We start from the raw sequence: 16,277 nt of genomic DNA, 5'->3' as shown, positions 1-16,277 counted from the left end.
AGATTTCTATTAAAAATAAATTAAACAATATTGATTAATTTAAAAATTTATTTATGGGTAGATAAGAAATAGTTCCATTAAGTCATTACTATTTTATTAAATATAAAGGAGGACATTTATGTCACAAGTTGGAAAGAAAATGCCTGAATTTACCACCAATGGATATAACCCCAAGAAAGAAGAATTCGTCACCGTATCCAATAAGGATTTCGAGGGCAAGTGGAATGTTCTGATGTTCTATCCCGCGGACTTCACCTTTGTCTGCCCCACCGAGTTGGAAGATATGCAGGACCAATACGCCAAGCTCCAATCCCTCGGTGTGGAAGTCTACTCCATGTCCTGCGACACCCACTTCGTCCACAAGGCCTGGCACGACCATTCCGAAGCCATCAGCAAGCTGGAATTCACCATGTTGGCTGACCCCCACAAGACCATCGCCCGCGATTTCTACGTCCTGGATGAAGAGGCCGGATTGGCCCAGAGAGCCACCTTCATCATCGATCCGGACGGGATCATCCAAACCGTCGAAGTCAATGCGGACGGCATTGGTCGCGATGCCAGCCAGGTCTACGACAAGGTTAGAGCTGCCCAATTCGTCCGGGAAAATCCCAGCCAGGTCTGCCCGGCCAAGTGGAAGGAATCGGGTCAAACCCTGACCCCAGGTTTGGACCTCGTCGGTAAAATCTAATGTTGGACCAGGCGTTAAAGGACCAGGTCAAGGAGTACCTAAAACTCCTTGAAGGGGACGTGGTTTTCACCCTCAGCCTGGACCAGTCAGAGAATTCAGAAAAAATTCGTGAATTCGTGGAAGAGGTCGTAGGCCTTTCCGACCGCCTTTCCATTGAGGAAAAAAGCCTGGCGTTCACGCCCAGCTTTGCCCTCTCTTCCGGAGACCGGCAGGGGATTGTCTTTTCCGGTCTCCCCCTCGGCCACGAATTTGAATCCTTCGTTTTAGCCCTCCTCCAAGTGAGCGGTCGTCCGCCCAAGATCGACCCGGACCAGGTCCGCCGGATCCAATCCATCGATCGGGAGCTGGCCTTTGAAACTGTGGTCAGCCTGACCTGCCACAACTGCCCTGAAGTTGTCCAAGCGCTGAACATCCTGTCCGTCCTCAACCCTAAGATCAGCCACCGGATGGTCGATGGATCCATGTTCCAGGACTATGTGGATAAGCTGGGCGTCATGGCAGTGCCGGCCACTTTCCTCAATGGAGAAAGTTTCCACAACGGCAAGATCAGCCTAAAGGCCATCCTGGACAAGCTGACCGGGCAAGTCCAAAGGCCCTCCCTCCAGGATAAGCCGGTCTACGACCTCCTGGTTATCGGCGGTGGACCAGCTGGGGCCACCGCGGCCATCTATGGCGCCCGCAAGGGCATCCGGACCGGCCTCATCGCCAAAAAATTTGGTGGCCAGGTGGAAGAAACCCTAGCCATCGAAAACATCACGGGCCTGGCCTACACCGAAGGCCCCTCCTTTATGGCTTCCGTCAAAGACCATGTGCTGAAATACCAGGTAGACCTCATGGATGAAGTGGAGGTCCAGTCGATCCAAGAGGGAGACCCCCTCCGGGTTGTCACTGACGCCGGCGACCTCCAAGCCAAAAGCCTGGTCATCGCCACCGGCGCCAAATGGAGACTGATCGGCATTCCTGGAGAGATCGAATTCCGCAACAAGGGCGTTGCCTATTGCACCCATTGTGACGGTCCTCTCTTTAAAGGCAAAAAAGTCACCGTCATTGGTGGTGGCAACTCCGGAATTGAGGCCGCCATTGACCTGGCCGGCCTGGCCAAAGAAGTCCTGGTCCTGGAATTTTTACCCCAGCTCCAGGCGGACCAGGTCCTCCAAGAAAAACTGGCAAGCCTGCCCAATGTCCGGGTGGTGACCAATGCAGAAACCAAGGCCCTGGAAGGCGGCGACAAGCTGGAGAAAATCCGCTACGTCGACCGTCAAAGCGGACAGAGCCATGAAGAAGCTACCGACGGCTGCTTTATCCAAGTGGGGCTTGTTCCTGTCACCGAATGGGCCGAAGGCCTGGAGAAAAACAAGCGCGGCGAGATCATCGTCGACCAGCTGGGGGCCACCTCCATGCCGGGCGTCTTCGCCGCCGGTGACTGCACTAACTCCGCCTTCAAACAGATTGTCATTGCCCAGGGAAGCGGTGCGACAGCGGCTTTAGGAAGCTACCAATACCTGATGCGCAAGTAAGCTTTCCTTCCCTTAAACTGAATAATCCAGCTGGCTCCAAGCCTCCGGACATAGAAAACCCCCGCTGCTTGCCCTGCAAGCGGCGGGGGTTTTTAATTCCTTTTCCCAGTTGAAAACTCAATACATACTAAAGCCCTGCCGACCGAGCCACTTCCTTTAGAGCATTGGCCGAGGTCAGGAGGAGCTGGTGCTCTTCCACGCTTAAAGGCAGGGGGATGTGGTCGCCTACCCCCTCTTCCCCGACAATGACCGGCATGCTCAAGCAGATGTCACTGATCCCGTATTCCCCATTCATCTTGGTGGAAACCGAGAGAATGGATCGCTCATTCATGACAATGGCCTTGCAGATCCGGACAACCGACATGGCGATTCCATAGTAGGTGGCATGCTTCTTTTCAATAATTTCATACCCGCTATTTCTCACCTCGTCCTCAATTTGCTTCATGGACTCTTCGTGAGAAAAAAATCCCCGCATCTCACAAAAGTCATTCAAAGGAATACCGGATATATTGGTGGAGGACCAGGCCGCTATTTCGCTATCCCCATGCTCTCCAATAATAAAGGAATGGACGCTGCGACTGTCGACATCCAGATGGTCGCTCAGTCTCATCTTGAGCCGGGCCGTATCCAGGACCGTACCGGATCCGATGACCCGATGTTCAGGCAGCCCGCTCAGCTCCAAGGCGGCTAGGGTCAGGATATCCACCGGATTAGACACGATCAGCAAAATCCCGGGATAGGACCGCTTTTTAAATTCCGGGAGGATGGATTGGAAAATTTTGATATTTTTATTAACCAGGTCCAATCGGGTCTCTCCCGGCTTTTGCGCGGCACCGGCAGTGATAACCACAATTGCCGCATCCATGATCTCATCGTAGTCCGCCGCATAGACTTCTACATGACCCACAAAGGGGACACCATGGGATATATCCAGGGCCTCTCCTTCCGCCCGCTCCCGGTCCACATCCACCAGGGCAATCTCGGAAAAGAGTCCGCTTTGCATTAGGGCAAAGGCTGCGGAAGAACCCACAAAGCCGCAGCCGACAATGGCAACCTTTCGATTATCTATTTTTTTATTCATATCATTCTCCTTCTGTCTTGGCAAGGACCGGTCCGGCTCCTTGCTTTACTCTATCAATAAAGATTATTTCGTTAGTAATGGCTAACTCTATATTTTGCATTATACCCCTTTTTCCCCCTTCTCGTTGAAAATCGACGGGAATCGAGAGAATCATTCGCCCTCCATCTCATCGACCACATCGTCTAAAAAAACCACCTACGGGGATGAATAATCCCCGTAGGTGGTATCGATAATTGTTTCTAAAATAAATCCAGCCCTTCCTTGATCAAAAAATAGGCTTCATAGAGAGAACCAACCCTGTAATCTGCCTGACTTTGATCAAAGTCGAAGCGGTCATCTTCCCGAGCGATGACCCGGAGGTCGGCTCCTTTCGCCGCCTCAATCCCATAGGTGGAGTCCTCGATGACGATGGTCTCCTCTGCTTTGGCCCCCATCCGGTCCAGGGTGGTCAGGTAGATCTCAGGATCCGGCTTGGACTTCCGAAATTCGTCACCGGAGACATAGAGGTCAAAGAACTTTTCCAACCGGCATTCCCGGATGGCCCTTCCAATCTGATCCCTGGATGAGGAACTGGCAATAGCCAGCCTGAGCCCCATCTCCTTGAAGCGAGGCAAGACATAGCGGACATAGGGCATGATGATTTCAGAATAGGTCGGGAGGACAAAATAGGGGTGGTTGGCGGGATCCCGGTACCGGGCTTCCAGTTCCTCCGCAGAATATTTCCCGCCTAACTTATTGGAGAGAAATTCCAGGTCCTTCCGGAAGGCCCTCCCCACCATTCGCAGGGACTCCTCCCTGGTCAATTCTACCCCATGAAATTTGGCGAAATTTTTAATTCGGAACCAGTACATGGGTTCGGAATCCACCAGGACCCCGTCCATATCGAAGATGATATTTTTTAAGGACACAATCTTTCCTTTCCTTCTCAACATTTATTCCGAAAAACTCAAAGCTTCTCCGCTTTCCACGTCGAAAATATGGATAGAGTCCGGATCCGGCAAGAGGGAGAGAGCATCGCCCGGCTGATAAATCTCGTTGGATGCTGACCGGTTAATGATGTTTTCTCCACACTCAGTGACTACATAGTTGAAGTTATCGGAGCCCAGCATCTCCACCTGGTCAACAGAAACATCAAAAAGTCCTGTATCTGTCTTGGACAGGCGGCAGTTCTCCGGTCGGAAACCAAATATCACTTCTTGGGATTCAATCTCTTTGTTTCTGAGCTTGTCTCCGACTGAGGAAGCTAAGGTCATGGACTTTTGACCATAAGCCAGTTTGTACTGTCCACCCTCTTGGCTTACTGTTCCCTTGAGCATGTTCATCCGAGGGCTGCCGATAAAGCCGGCCACAAACTGGTTGATGGGGTTGTGGTAGATGTTTTGGGGAGTGTCCACCTGTTGGATAACCCCCTTGTTCATGACGACCACCCTTTGCCCCATGGTCATAGCCTCGGTCTGGTCGTGGGTGACATAGATAAAGGTGGTGTTGAGTTGCTGGTGCAGTTTAGTGATCTCCGTCCGGGTCTGGACCCTGAGTTTGGCATCCAGGTTGGACAGGGGCTCATCCATCAAGAAGACCTTGGGGTTCCGGACGATGGCCCGGCCCAGAGCGACCCGCTGGCGCTGACCACCGGAGAGGTTCTTGGGTTTGCGGTTGAGGTATTCGTTCAGGCCTAAAATTTCAGAAGCCTTTTTGATTTTTTCCTCAATCTCCTTTTTAGGCACCTTGGATAACTTGAGAGAAAAGGCCATGTTGTCGTAAATGGTCATATGGGGATAGAGGGCATAGGACTGGAAGACCATGGCGATGTCCCGGTCCTTGGCGCTCACGTCATTGACCTTCCGGTCACCGATGTAGATTTCGCCTTCGGTGATATCTTCCAAACCGGCGATCATCCGCAAGGTGGTGGATTTCCCGCAACCGGAGGGACCAACAAAGACGATAAATTCTTCATTTCGAATATCCAGGTTAAAGTCTTTAACGGCAACAACGTCCTCGCCATAGACCTTACTTACATTTTTTAATGTGACATCTGCCATTGTTGCCTCCTCATGACTTGATATCGATATCGATGGAAAACTTAAGTAAACTGGGCAAGAGATAAAAATGAGAATAGTGAATGATCTTTGCCCGGTCATTTTCGATTTGTTTTTCTACGGAAATAAGGGGGATCCGATTTCCCCCGGTTAGAAAGTTCATGACATAGGTGTCCGAACATTGGCTGAGAAATTCGATGGACTTATGGGCTTTGGCAAATTTCGCCTGGTACTCTTCGCGGATAAGCCTGTAGGTGGAGGTATCATCAAAAATTTTCTGGTCAATCCCCTGATATAAGAACATGGGGAAGTAGGCGTAATCCACCGAAAAGGGTTTATCCTCCGCATAGACACCGCGAACCAATTCAAGTACCTTAAATTTCTGGGACCTTTGGAAAATTTTCATTTCCTGATCAGTGGATATTCTTACGGTTTTTGACAGGATCACCTTGGTAAATCGATTATCTTCCTTTGCTAATTCATCCGTAAATCCACTAAAGTCCAGGATGCGAATATCCTTCCTGGGCACTTTCTTGACAAAAGTTCCCTTACCATGAAGGACTTCGACCAATCCCTCTCTTTTCAGTTCATCAATGGCTCTTCGGACGGTGGGACGGCTGGCTTTAAATTGTTGGCACAATTCCATTTCAGAGGGCAGCCGGTAGCCATCTAATAACTGTTCATTATAAATTTTATCCCGTAGGTCCTTGGCAATTTCTTCATAAAGAAAGAATGAGCCTTGATTATTGATCATTACTTTTGCCATTTTAATCCCTAAGCTCTTTCGGATAGCCGAAACCACCGCTAATCTGGCAAGTTCTCCGTGCACTTTCTGCGGCATTCAGAAGAGCATCTTCAATCGACTTGCCATCCATGTAGGCCACCAGGAAGCCGGCGATAAAGCTATCTCCTGCCCCCATCGTATCTACAACCTCTGTTTGCAGAGGTTCCTGGGTGTAGATCTTGTCCTTTGTGTGGACTTCACAAGCCTTACTTCCCCGAGTCATACAGACCAGTTCCACTCCCCTATCCAAGAGAAGTTTGGCCTGTTCCTGCCTGTATTTTTCATCCGTATCAGAAGCGGATACAAAGGCATAGTCAATGTAGGGGGCGGCCTCCAACATCTCCTCAATGTTTTCAATCAAGGAAAAATCATAGGAAACTTTGACCAAGTCCTTCACCTTGGGCAATTCTTCTTCCAGGAAGGAATAGCAGCTGGTGTGGAAAAGATCATATTTCTGGATTTCATCCAAGTCACTTTGGACCAGGCGTAGCTTGGCCATGGTCTGGACAGTATCCGTATACCGGCGCACAAAGATCCGGTCCCCATGTTTATCAATATTGACCCCGGGCTGCCCCGACCGGCCTACCATCACTCTGGATTTAGAATAGTCCACTCCTTCCTTCTCCAAGCAGTCTTTAATATGGGCAGCCATCTCATCATTGCCGAAGATACCAAGATAGGAAACAGCTTCTGCCCCGTTTCTCTTGGCATTGACGGCCACATTGACGCAGTTACCACCGGGATAGTATTTTTTTTCATAAATATAGCAATCGCAAACATTATCTCCAACACAGATTAATTTCATGATAGGAAGACCCTCCTTTACTATTAGCCCTTAACAGAGCCTTCACTAATGCCTCTGACCAACTGCTTCTGAAAGACGATGAGAAGAATAATCATGGGTAAAGTAGCTATGGCCATGCCGGCCAAAAGTGTTCCCCAATCGGTCTGCAGGGCATCCCGGAAGTTCATCAGTCCGGCAGGAATGGTCTTTTGAGAATCTGAGGAAATGAAGATAATCCCAAATAGGAACTCATTCCAAGCGTAGTAGGCGGTCAGCAAGGTTACTGTGGTTAGCATGGGCTTGCTCATTGGTAAATAGATGTGGGCATAGATCTGAAATTCATTGCATCCATCAACGACGGCGGACTCATTGATTTCCTTGGGTATGGACAGGAAGTAGGACCGCAATAGAAGGGTAACCAAGGGGAGGCGGAAGGCAACATAAGAGAGAATCAATGACCATTTGGTGTCAAGTAGGTGAAAATAGTTCAACATCTTAAAGAGAGGAACCAGACAAACTTGAGGGTTAATCATAATTCCCGCTGTCACCAGTAAAAAAACCAGGTCAATGAAACGTGACTTATATTTTGACAGGGCAAAGGCACCCATGGAGCCCACAAAAATCACAAGGACAATCGTGGCAAAAGTCACAATCAAAGAGTTGACAAAGTAGCTAGCTACGCCACCATTCCATGCTTTTACATAGTTTTCCCATAACCAGGTTTCCGGAAGACTCCATGTCGCGTTATAGATCTCATCATAGGACTTCAATGAAGACATAAACATCCAGAACAAAGGATAGATAATGGATGCAGCGAAAAGGACCAGCAGAAGAATAATAATTATTCTTGAGGGACTTATCTTTTTCTTATCCATAAGATCAAACATCCTTTCCGGTTTTCGAGATAACAATCTGAATGATCGACACAATAGCAGTAATCACAAAGATCAAAACCGCTAATGTGGAAGCATAGCCCATCTTATTTTTAATAAAGCCCTCTTGGTACATATGAACAGCCAGGGTGATGGAGGAAATTCCGGGTCCACCGCCCTTTGTCAAAATATAGGGCTCATTGAAAACAAGCATGGATCCTGAGATCGTAATCAGTGTGTTGACAAAAATAGTTTCTCGAACCTGTGGAATGGTTACGTGAAAGAACCTGGAAATACTGGATGCCCCATCGATTTCTGCCGCCTCATACAATTCGTTAGGAATTTTCTGCATGGCGACGATAAAGAGCATCATGATATATCCGGTACTCTGCCACTGGCTCATGGCAATTGTTGCATAAATGGCTGTTGAAGGGCTACCCAACCATGTCTTCTTTAAAAATCCAAGACCTATGGCATCCAAAAATCCATTCAAAAGCCCCATTTGGGGATTGTAAATAAAACTAAAGAGCAGGGCAATGACTGAAATCGATATCATCACCGGCATAAAATAAACAACCCTGAAAAATGGAGCAACCTTCCTCAGGAATTTTTGTTCCAAAACAGCAGCGAGGATTAGGCCAATTCCCACTTGGCAGATGACCGAGATAACTGCATATCGAACGTTATTAGCCAAAGCTACGGAAATGGTTCGATCTTGTAAAAGACTTTTGTAATTTTTTAGGCCCACGAATTCCTTCACTGGAGAAAAAGAAGAAAATTCATAGAAGCTGTTAATGAAGTTTTGAATTAAAGGTCCGAATATAAAAAAAATCAAAAAAAGTAAGAGTGGGAGGACAAACCATATTTGATTTTTATTTTTCTTAAGGCTTTTCATGTCAATCTCCTACCTTATAATACCAGCAGTTAAGAGGCTTTAGCCTCTTAACTGCCAGCATAAATCTCACCTATTCTTAGCGAATATCATTATCTCAGCTTAGCGGCTTCCTCCTGGACATTTTTCATAATCTCTTCAGGAGTCGTCTGGTCGATAGCCAGGGACTGTCCACCACGCATGAAGATATCACCGATCTTGATATCAACGGCATTGTCGAACCAAGGAGTGATGGATTCTGCAGATTTGATCAATTCATAGGCCTCACGGCTAGCAGCAGAAGCGGTTTCTTCCGTTACGCCACCTTCAATAGCTGTTAATTCACCACTATCTTTCGTGAATTTTGCCGCTTGATCAGGAGAGGTCAGGAACTTCAAAAATTCAATCGCTTCTTTTGGGGCATCCTTTGACAGCATATACCCTTCAGGAGCACCCTCTAAGGTATGCTGGTCACCCTTTCCGCCCTTGACTTCGGGGAAATTGAAATATCCATAATTCACTGGATTATCTCCCTTTTCAAGATAGCGAATTTCTGCCAGCTGGAGGAAGACAATGGGGGATTCCCCATTCATGAACATGTTTCTGGATGTTTCATGATCGATGGAGTTAGAGATTTCGCCCATGTAAGTGGTCAGCTCCTTGAACATCTTCAGGCCTTCAACATAGCCGGGATCCGTGAATTCTCCGGTTTTGATGTTATAGTCCTTATCGCGGACTTCCTTTGGTACCATACGGTCAAAGATGGGACCCATGTAGTGGGAAATGACCCAGGGCTCTGTTAAACCACAAACCAAGGGCTGCTCATAACCAGCATCCTTAAGCTTTTTAAGGACTTGGATAAGCTCATCATAGGTTGTAGGCACCTGGAGGCCTTCCTTAGCAAAGATGTCTTTATTATAGAAGAAAGATTTGCCGTCTACCGTCAAAGGTACGCCATAGCACTTATCATCAAAGGTAAAGCCTTTCTTCTGAGATTCCATTATCTTGCTTGCCCATTCTGTATCCTCTGAATAAAGGTCATCAAGCTCTCTTACTTTGCCGGAATTGACTAAGTTATTGGCGAATGAATCCGACCAGGAAACAAAGAGGTCAGGGATGTCGTTGGAGGAAACAAGGACACCAATTTTCTCTTTATAGGAGTCGTTGATGACGCTTTCAATCCGAATCTTTACATTAGGATTTTTTTCCATGAATTCCTTAGCCATAGTATCAAAATAGGTCTTTTTCGGTTCATTAGGCCAACGGTGGAAGAAGTAAATTTCTACCTGTTCCTTACCGCCCTGGTCTCCACCTTGGCTGTCGGAGGTCTTACCGGTGTCGCCACCGCCGCCGCAAGCCGTCAATACGAGTAGGAAAGCCAGCAAAAGAGCAGCTATCGATTTAAAACGAGTTTTCATGATGGGATCCTTTCTGGAATTAATATTCCATTCTCCACATATAACGTCTTACCGACAGGGGATGACCACGGTGGTCAGCTAATCTCTCTGCATAATCGCGTGCAATCTTTCCAGCAATGATGCCACCAACGAATTCCTGTAATTCTTCATCAATACCATCATAAATAAAGTCGTTGGTATCAATGATGTAGACCATGTCAGAATACTTCTTGACGAAGGAGATAGCCCGGTCATCCAAATGCTTGGTCTTACCATTGGACCGGACAATCAGGAAAGGAACGTCATAATCGGTAATTTCGAAGGGACCGTGGAAGTATTCACCGGAATGGATGTGGTGGGAGTGTACCCACTGCATTTCCATCATGAGGCAGGAAGTCCAGGCATACATTTCCGGATAGTATTGGCCGGAAGCCATAGTATAGATGATCTTATCTCTCTTTAAAGTCTTCCCGAATTCCTCGGCCTTTTCTTTATAAGCTTCTCTGTTCTTCTCGACCAGGCCTTCAATGCCCTTGAGCTGGTCCAGGAGTCTTTCATATTTTTCATTTGGTTCAATGGCATTAAGAATCGAAGCCATCAAACGAAGGCCAACTGTGGTGTCCCCTTCAAAGAGGTCAATCTTCTTCTCTTTGCTGTAATCATAATGGATGATGTACTTGGCCGCCTTGCAGAGGTCGCTCTCCTCTTCCATGGAAATGGCAACGGTTAGTGCGCCGGCTTCAGTAGCCATTTTTGTCGCTTCAATAGTTTCCGGAGTTGTTCCTGAATGAGAACGGGTGATCACTAAGCTGTTCTTGTTCAAACGGGTCGGTTTGCGATAGACAAATTCGTTCGAAGAATAGACTTTGACAGGAATATTACATTCCGTATCAAAGAAGTATTCCATTGGAGCAAGGGCGGCCATGGAACCGCCACATCCAACAAGGTAGATGGACTCCACATCGACGGCCTTGACCGCCTTTACCACTTCATCGATTTGGTTTTGATGATGACTCATTTCAGCCTCCTTTAAAATATTAGAAACATGACATCACTTGACATCTGTTTACATTCTAACAGAACATTCCTTGTATGTAAACGTTTTATGATTAATTATCAAAAATTATTATTTTTTAAAAAAATCCCCTCCGCCAGCTGGCAAAGGGGATTCCATGAAAAAGAAATTGTGTAATTAACCTGCAATATATGCTGTTCCTTCGAGACCTCTTTATTTCTTTCCACCCAGCTCACGGTCGATGATCATCTGGGCCGAAATGTTTTCACCCGCCAAGGTGAACTGGTCGACGATTTCGCGGGTCACATCTTCCTCTTCGGTCTGCTCTTCAATGAACTGGTGCATGAAGATTTCTGTGGCATAGTCATCCGCCTGCTTGGCCACATCGTGGATCTTATAGATCCGCTGGGAGACCTTCTGCTCATGCTCCAGGACGACCTTGGCCACATCCAGGGGCTTGGTCTGGGTGACTTCCGCCATTTCAATGTTATGAAGGGTGGGTTTAACTCCACGCTTATGCATGAAATCGATGAAGGCCTTCGCATGTGTCAGCTCTTCGTCGTGGTGGTCAGACAGCCAAACAGAATAGCCCTTGTAGTTCATATCCTCCATAGCCAGGGATAAACCCAGGTAGAGATAGGCGGAATAGAGTTCAAAGTTAATTTGTTCATTTAAAGCATCCATTACCTTTTGATCCATAGACAACCTCCTTATGTATTCATGCGGCTTACAGTAAATTAGTTAGCAGTGACTAACTAATGGAAGTATAGCCTCTTTTTTGCCTATTGTCAAAGGCTTTATTAGAGATTTAGTGGTGTATATTATCCCCGCTGGTACAGGAGAAATCCCTAGTAATGGATCCTATACTATACTTTTTCCCGATAAAAATTTTTCTCTTTCAGTTCTAAAAACCGCTTCCTATTCCCCTCCATAAGCTTCCCGTCAAAGTCCACACTGTAGGAATAGGTCTTACCCAGGTGGTTGGCGAAAAGGATGGCCTTGCTTCCCTTATATTTAATGGTAAACTCCTCCAGCTCACTCCAGGGGATCAAGATAAAATCCGCATGGTCCGAAAGGGAGATTTCCTTTTCATGGATCCCCTGATGGTCAAAATATAGGATAAAAGTCCTGCTGCTATCCATAGCAGAATATAAATTGCTGATCATCAATTTCAATCCGGACTTCACTATATTGTTATGTTTGAGGACGACAAGATAGTCCTCGCTTGGGCCAAAGCTCTCCTCCACCATCTTGACCACTTCCGATTTTTTTGTAAAAAACAAGCTCATTTTATTCCTTCTCCTTATCCTCATGAAAAATAAATACTTCCTGAAAATCCTTGCCTAAAACCTTGCAAATCTTATAGGCAGTTTCCACCGTGGGGCTGATCGTTTTATTCTCATAGGCCATGATTGACCGCCTCTTTAATCCGACCGCCCTCGCTAATTTATGCTGGGATAAGCCCAGTTCCTTCCTCAACTCGCAAATTCTGTTGTCAACCTCCAATTCAGACATAGACGTTCCTCCACACACTGATTGGTACTATTTATAGTACATATGTACTGTTTATAGTACTAAAATGAAGATAAAAAGGCAATATAGAACGCAAAAAGGAAGAATGAAGGAAAGAAAACAATTTAATGAAGGAAGAGTACTGCTTCCGTAGTGGTGGTTTGCTATATATAGCTAACCACCACTATGTTTTTTCCGCCTCATTCGTGGTGGTTTTGCTATTTTCCGGAAACCACCACTATATTTTTCCTAAACCCCTACCCATGTCAAGGACAATCATCAATAAAAACTCACACGTTAATTAACGCCATGTTTGTCGGATATTCCCCTGTCGTAATAAAGTTATAGTATTCGTTTGGTGAAAGATATTGGAGTTGACGTTGTCCACGATCATTGTTGTAGTAGTCAATCCAGTCATCAATGTCGCATTGAACCTGTTCCAGTGTTTTCCAATGTTTTATCCTTTCACCTAACTCATCTTTCATATGCCCAAAAAAGCTTTCTTGCGGGGCATTATCCCAACAATTCCCCCTACGTGACATTGATTGACGCAAATGGTAGTGTTCCAGGAGCTCCTGGAACGCGACGCTGGTATAGTGGCAGCCTTGGTCAGAATGAACAAGAACTTCAGTCTTTAGTGTAATCGCATGCTTTTCCATAAGTTCTTGTACCGTTTTCAATGCACCCATGGGATGCTCTTTGTCACGCTCCCGTCCGGCAGACGCTTGGCGTACGTGAAACCCAAGCTCGGAGAAAACCAATTCGGCGGCACATCGGTCACCTATGAGGGTGTCGGAGTGAATAAGCGGTGGGAGAGAATTGAATCCTACGGGCCGAAGTTTGTCGAAAACATCGTCCAAGCAACCGCTAGAGACCTCCTCGCTCACGCCATGCAAAACCTCAAACACAAAGAGATCGTGATGCACATCCACGACGAAATCGTCATAGAAGCACCCATAAAACTCTCCGTTGAAGAAGTCTGCAAACGGATGAGCCAAGCACCCACATGGGCAAAAGGCCTGCTGCTCAATGCCGATGGATACGAGTGCGAGTTTTATCAGAAGGAATAGAGGTTCTATTCTCGCAAAAGAAAACTGGAACGCATACATTCCTACAGAGACGTACACATTCCAGTTTTTGTTCAAGTAGCTATATAGCAGATTACGTTCTTGCGACTTCTTGGGAATTCTGACTACGAGCTTGCAAGAGGTGGCTTAGGAATCCAAAGACGAGCAGAACACAAAGGACGATCAGCCATCCATTCCATCTAGGTGCGCCCCATATGATACAGGGAACAAAAAGGAGAACCATGCTGAGCCCATACAGAATTGCTGTGACCATCCAAAAACCTTTTCGAGACTTTTGCCGAAAATGAATCACCTGAAGCAAAAGGACAATGATGAGGAGGACGGCAGCTAATGCGCTGAAAGGTGTAATGCCTATTGTATTAATACGAAGGTCGAACATACTGTATTTTCTAATGATTTCTCGAGTAGACGAGAGACCAAAAGGTACCCAGATGGGGTTAGTCAAAGCACCTATCATGCATGCAAGAAGCGTAGAGAGCAAGCTAGCTACACGAAGAGAGAATAGACTTATACGTTTCATCGTGATTTCCTCTTTATGGATCAAATCGGGTGTTAGAACCTACAATCCCCGCATTCAAGAGAACATGTTCATACCCTGACCATCCATAATGACAGATGTACATGTCATTTTTTAGTCCATAACCGAGAACGGCATGAAAGACTTTCCCGCGTACTCCCATAGGCTCCATTTTGTCTACACTGGCAGGTTGAGGTGACGAAGGAAGGTATCCAAAAAGAATCACAGGTTTACCCGATCTAATTTGTCCAGAAAGGTCTCCCCATGAAAGAAGACAACGTGTAAGACGATATCTCTTCTTCGCTCATTGGACTCACCCCTCTCAAAATATATTCTTAATTTCTATATATCATAATTAAGTTAAAAGTCAATAGTTTTTGCGTATTTATGTTATCGGTCAGCGATAATGTCATAGGTAAAGCTTCCAGGGAAAATGTCACCCCCTTCCTGTAAAATAAGAAAGGTATGATGACATTGACTCAACGACAACTTCAGGAGACCCATGTCCTAGAAGCTCTTCTCTCTGGACTCTACTCCAACCGTGAAGCAGCAGAAGTGCTGCAACTCAGTGTTCGTCAGATTCAGCGTAAGAAGAAAGCTTACCTCGTTGAACGGGAAGCAAGTGTAATCCACAAAAATACCGGACGACACCCTGCTAACCGAATTTCTGAATCCATACGTTCACAAATCGTCCACCTCCTCCAAGGCCCACTCCAGGGCTATAACTTCACCCATGCGACGGAGATTTTGAAAGCAGACTACCAAATAGAAATTAGCGTATCAAGCGTTCGTCGGATTGCCCGAGAACACCAGCTCCTTTCTCCACGGAAACACCGAAAAACGAGGCGCCATCCCTCCAGAGAGCGGAGATCTTTTGAAGGCGAGCTTGCCCAAGCCGATGCTTCGCCCTTTGATTGGCTGAATACCAGCGAAATACTCCATTTGCACGGTGCTATTGATGATGCCACCGGAAAAATTCTAGCTCTCTATTTGGCTCCCCAAGAAACCTTCGAGAGCTACCGCCAATGTCTACTTTTCATGAACCGAAAGGGCCATCTTCCTCTCCACCTATACACCGACAAACGCACGATTCTTTGGTCCACGAAGAAAGAGGCGATGCCCAGCCATGAAGAACTTCTTCTTGGCATCCGTGTCCATGAGACTGACTTTGTACGGGGTTTACGGCAGATGGGCATACACACCATCTTTGCCCACTCTCCCCAGGCCAAGGGGCGGATTGAGCGTCTCTGGCGTACGCTTCAGGACCGCCTACCCAAGGACTTTAAGCGACAAGGGATTTGCCGGATGGAAGAGGCCAATACCTATCTTGAACGATACATTGAAAACTACAACCGCCAATTTAGCGTAGTGGCAAAAGAAGAAACCAAGAAATACCTCCCTCGTCTCCCGAAAACGAAGGTTCAACGTGCGCTCTCCCACCGCTACTGGCGAACGCTACACCATGGTTGTGAGTTCACTTTTCAAAACCAGCTTTATGTCCTGAACGAAGAAGACATGAAAAGAGTACCCGACACAACCAAACTAGTGGAACTTGCGGTGTATGATGACATTGGTCTGCGGGTACTCATTCCGAAGACTGAATTATGCGTAAAGGCGCATCCCATTCAGCCTAAAAAGAGTATACCAAAACCAAAGCACAGCGAAGAAGAATTACGGCGGATTCGCCAAGAAAACGGGCGCAAAGGGAAAGCCCATTCTCCATGGCGATTTTATTAGCCCACACCCACCTCATATCCCGTCAAGGGCACGCAAAGCGTTTGCATTTACCCTTGACGGGAGCCCACCCAGATCCTTGTTCATGGCAGCCCATGCGGGCTGCCTGCTTCCGGCGAGGATGGGGTCTGGGGCAAAGCCCCAGAGGGGAGGGGGTGACATTTTCCCTGGAAGAAAAGTCAGGCTAGGGGTGACATTTTCCCTGACGCTTGACATATAGGACGCAAGGACGGAAGAATGAAGGAAAGAAAACAATTTAATGTACAGAAAACCCCAACTGCCATAGTGGTGGTTTTCTATATATGGCGAACCACCACTATGTTTTTTCTGCCTCATTCGTGATGGTTTTGCTGTTTTTGGGAAACCACCACTATATTTTCC

At 46.8% G+C, this 16,277-nt stretch carries 17 protein-coding genes and 2 pseudogenes; 4 read left to right on the top strand and 15 right to left on the bottom strand.

Translation table 11 applies throughout. The annotated features are described in order from the left end of the window. Positions 1-118: 118 nt before the first annotated feature. Together ahpC and ahpF are read left to right on the top strand one after the other, a co-directional pair. Positions 119-688 (top strand): alkyl hydroperoxide reductase subunit C, encoded by a 570-nt coding sequence (gene ahpC, locus HGKM_RS04840; RefSeq protein WP_019134217.1) that lies wholly within the window; start codon positions 119-121, stop codon positions 686-688. After that, positions 688-2,205 carry an alkyl hydroperoxide reductase subunit F gene (gene ahpF / locus HGKM_RS04835; protein ID WP_019134216.1) on the top strand — a complete coding sequence of 506 codons (1,518 nt, stop codon included), beginning with the start codon at positions 688-690 and terminating at the stop codon, positions 2,203-2,205. The genes ahpC and ahpF overlap by 1 nt, the downstream gene beginning before the upstream one ends. Before the next feature lie 127 nt (positions 2,206-2,332). Here the strand turns inward: ahpF and HGKM_RS04830 are convergent, their stop codons facing one another. From HGKM_RS04830 to HGKM_RS08840, 13 genes are all read right to left on the bottom strand, one after another. Further along, on the bottom strand, positions 2,333-3,286 hold the full coding sequence (locus tag HGKM_RS04830; protein ID WP_019134215.1) for an L-lactate dehydrogenase: 954 nt from the start codon (positions 3,284-3,286) through the stop codon (positions 2,333-2,335). A gap of 239 nt (positions 3,287-3,525) precedes the next feature. Further along, on the bottom strand, positions 3,526-4,194 hold the full coding sequence (locus HGKM_RS04825; RefSeq protein ID WP_172634695.1) for an HAD family hydrolase: 669 nt from the start codon (positions 4,192-4,194) through the stop codon (positions 3,526-3,528). A 24-nt stretch (positions 4,195-4,218) separates the two neighbouring features. Next, positions 4,219-5,325 (bottom strand): ABC transporter ATP-binding protein, encoded by a 1,107-nt coding sequence (locus HGKM_RS04820; protein WP_019134212.1) that lies wholly within the window; start codon positions 5,323-5,325, stop codon positions 4,219-4,221. 10 nt (positions 5,326-5,335) lie between these two features. Beyond that, positions 5,336-6,088 (bottom strand): GntR family transcriptional regulator, encoded by a 753-nt coding sequence (locus HGKM_RS04815; RefSeq protein ID WP_019134211.1) that lies wholly within the window; start codon positions 6,086-6,088, stop codon positions 5,336-5,338. 1 nt (position 6,089) lies between these two features. After that, positions 6,090-6,911, bottom strand: a complete 822-nt coding sequence (locus tag HGKM_RS04810; RefSeq protein WP_019134210.1) for a PfkB family carbohydrate kinase — start codon at positions 6,909-6,911, stop codon at positions 6,090-6,092. 23 nt (positions 6,912-6,934) lie between these two features. Beyond that, positions 6,935-7,765, bottom strand: a complete 831-nt coding sequence (locus HGKM_RS04805; RefSeq protein WP_019134209.1) for a carbohydrate ABC transporter permease — start codon at positions 7,763-7,765, stop codon at positions 6,935-6,937. A gap of 4 nt (positions 7,766-7,769) precedes the next feature. Next, positions 7,770-8,657 (bottom strand): carbohydrate ABC transporter permease, encoded by an 888-nt coding sequence (locus HGKM_RS04800; RefSeq protein ID WP_019134208.1) that lies wholly within the window; start codon positions 8,655-8,657, stop codon positions 7,770-7,772. A gap of 89 nt (positions 8,658-8,746) precedes the next feature. After that, positions 8,747-10,051 carry an ABC transporter substrate-binding protein gene (locus HGKM_RS04795; RefSeq protein ID WP_019134207.1) on the bottom strand — a complete coding sequence of 435 codons (1,305 nt, stop codon included), beginning with the start codon at positions 10,049-10,051 and terminating at the stop codon, positions 8,747-8,749. Between the two features lie 19 nt (positions 10,052-10,070). Then, positions 10,071-11,048 carry an SIS domain-containing protein gene (locus HGKM_RS04790; protein ID WP_019134206.1) on the bottom strand — a complete coding sequence of 326 codons (978 nt, stop codon included), beginning with the start codon at positions 11,046-11,048 and terminating at the stop codon, positions 10,071-10,073. Positions 11,049-11,258: 210 nt separating this feature from the next. Continuing rightward, positions 11,259-11,744, bottom strand: coding sequence for a ferritin (locus tag HGKM_RS04785; protein ID WP_019134205.1), 486 nt, complete (start codon positions 11,742-11,744; stop codon positions 11,259-11,261). Between the two features lie 167 nt (positions 11,745-11,911). Continuing rightward, entirely contained in the window at positions 11,912-12,334 is a 423-nt protein-coding gene (locus HGKM_RS04780; protein WP_019134204.1) for a hypothetical protein, read from the bottom strand. 1 nt (position 12,335) lies between these two features. After that, positions 12,336-12,560: a helix-turn-helix transcriptional regulator gene (locus HGKM_RS04775; protein ID WP_019134203.1), complete on the bottom strand. Its 225-nt coding sequence runs from the start codon at positions 12,558-12,560 to the stop codon at positions 12,336-12,338. A 287-nt stretch (positions 12,561-12,847) separates the two neighbouring features. Beyond that, positions 12,848-13,099, bottom strand: coding sequence for an IS3 family transposase (locus tag HGKM_RS08840; protein ID WP_425357651.1), 252 nt, complete (start codon positions 13,097-13,099; stop codon positions 12,848-12,850). Positions 13,100-13,228: 129 nt separating this feature from the next. Between HGKM_RS08840 and HGKM_RS08835 the strand changes: the two are divergent. Further along, positions 13,229-13,627 (top strand): annotated as a pseudogene (locus HGKM_RS08835) (hypothetical protein); the annotation flags it as partial. A gap of 551 nt (positions 13,628-14,178) precedes the next feature. Here HGKM_RS08835 and HGKM_RS09190 read toward each other — a convergent pair. Continuing rightward, positions 14,179-14,436: pseudogene (locus HGKM_RS09190) on the bottom strand (cysteine peptidase); the annotation flags it as partial. 194 nt (positions 14,437-14,630) lie between these two features. Between HGKM_RS09190 and HGKM_RS04760 the strand changes: the two are divergent. Next, on the top strand, positions 14,631-15,899 hold the full coding sequence (locus tag HGKM_RS04760; protein WP_019134201.1) for an ISNCY family transposase: 1,269 nt from the start codon (positions 14,631-14,633) through the stop codon (positions 15,897-15,899). Positions 15,900-15,911: 12 nt separating this feature from the next. Here the strand turns inward: HGKM_RS04760 and HGKM_RS08925 are convergent. Further along, positions 15,912-16,277: hypothetical protein (locus HGKM_RS08925; RefSeq protein ID WP_218916879.1), on the bottom strand; the 366-nt coding region annotated here is incomplete at its 5' end.

It is taken from the genome of Kallipyga massiliensis ph2 (assembly GCF_000311985.1).
Lineage (GTDB): Bacteria > Bacillota > Clostridia > Tissierellales > Peptoniphilaceae > Kallipyga > Kallipyga massiliensis.
The sequence above is the reverse complement of the archived record's forward strand: the minus strand, read 5'-3'. Positions and strand labels throughout refer to the sequence as shown.

Coding starts and splice junctions, on each gene's coding strand:
- ahpC (WP_019134217.1), top strand. CDS start 119: ATGTCACAAGTTGGAAAGAAAATGCCTGAATTTACCACCAATGGATAT.
- ahpF (WP_019134216.1), top strand. CDS start 688: ATGTTGGACCAGGCGTTAAAGGACCAGGTCAAGGAGTACCTAAAACTC.
- HGKM_RS04830 (WP_019134215.1), bottom strand. CDS start 3,286: ATGAATAAAAAAATAGATAATCGAAAGGTTGCCATTGTCGGCTGCGGC.
- HGKM_RS04820 (WP_019134212.1), bottom strand. CDS start 5,325: ATGGCAGATGTCACATTAAAAAATGTAAGTAAGGTCTATGGCGAGGAC.
- HGKM_RS04815 (WP_019134211.1), bottom strand. CDS start 6,088: ATGGCAAAAGTAATGATCAATAATCAAGGCTCATTCTTTCTTTATGAA.
- HGKM_RS04810 (WP_019134210.1), bottom strand. CDS start 6,911: ATGAAATTAATCTGTGTTGGAGATAATGTTTGCGATTGCTATATTTAT.
- HGKM_RS04805 (WP_019134209.1), bottom strand. CDS start 7,765: ATGGATAAGAAAAAGATAAGTCCCTCAAGAATAATTATTATTCTTCTG.
- HGKM_RS04800 (WP_019134208.1), bottom strand. CDS start 8,657: ATGAAAAGCCTTAAGAAAAATAAAAATCAAATATGGTTTGTCCTCCCA.
- HGKM_RS04795 (WP_019134207.1), bottom strand. CDS start 10,051: ATGAAAACTCGTTTTAAATCGATAGCTGCTCTTTTGCTGGCTTTCCTA.
- HGKM_RS04790 (WP_019134206.1), bottom strand. CDS start 11,048: ATGAGTCATCATCAAAACCAAATCGATGAAGTGGTAAAGGCGGTCAAG.
- HGKM_RS04785 (WP_019134205.1), bottom strand. CDS start 11,744: ATGGATCAAAAGGTAATGGATGCTTTAAATGAACAAATTAACTTTGAA.
- HGKM_RS04780 (WP_019134204.1), bottom strand. CDS start 12,334: ATGAGCTTGTTTTTTACAAAAAAATCGGAAGTGGTCAAGATGGTGGAG.
- HGKM_RS04775 (WP_019134203.1), bottom strand. CDS start 12,560: ATGTCTGAATTGGAGGTTGACAACAGAATTTGCGAGTTGAGGAAGGAA.
- HGKM_RS08840 (WP_425357651.1), bottom strand. CDS start 13,099: ATGTCACGTAGGGGGAATTGTTGGGATAATGCCCCGCAAGAAAGCTTT.
- HGKM_RS04760 (WP_019134201.1), top strand. CDS start 14,631: ATGACATTGACTCAACGACAACTTCAGGAGACCCATGTCCTAGAAGCT.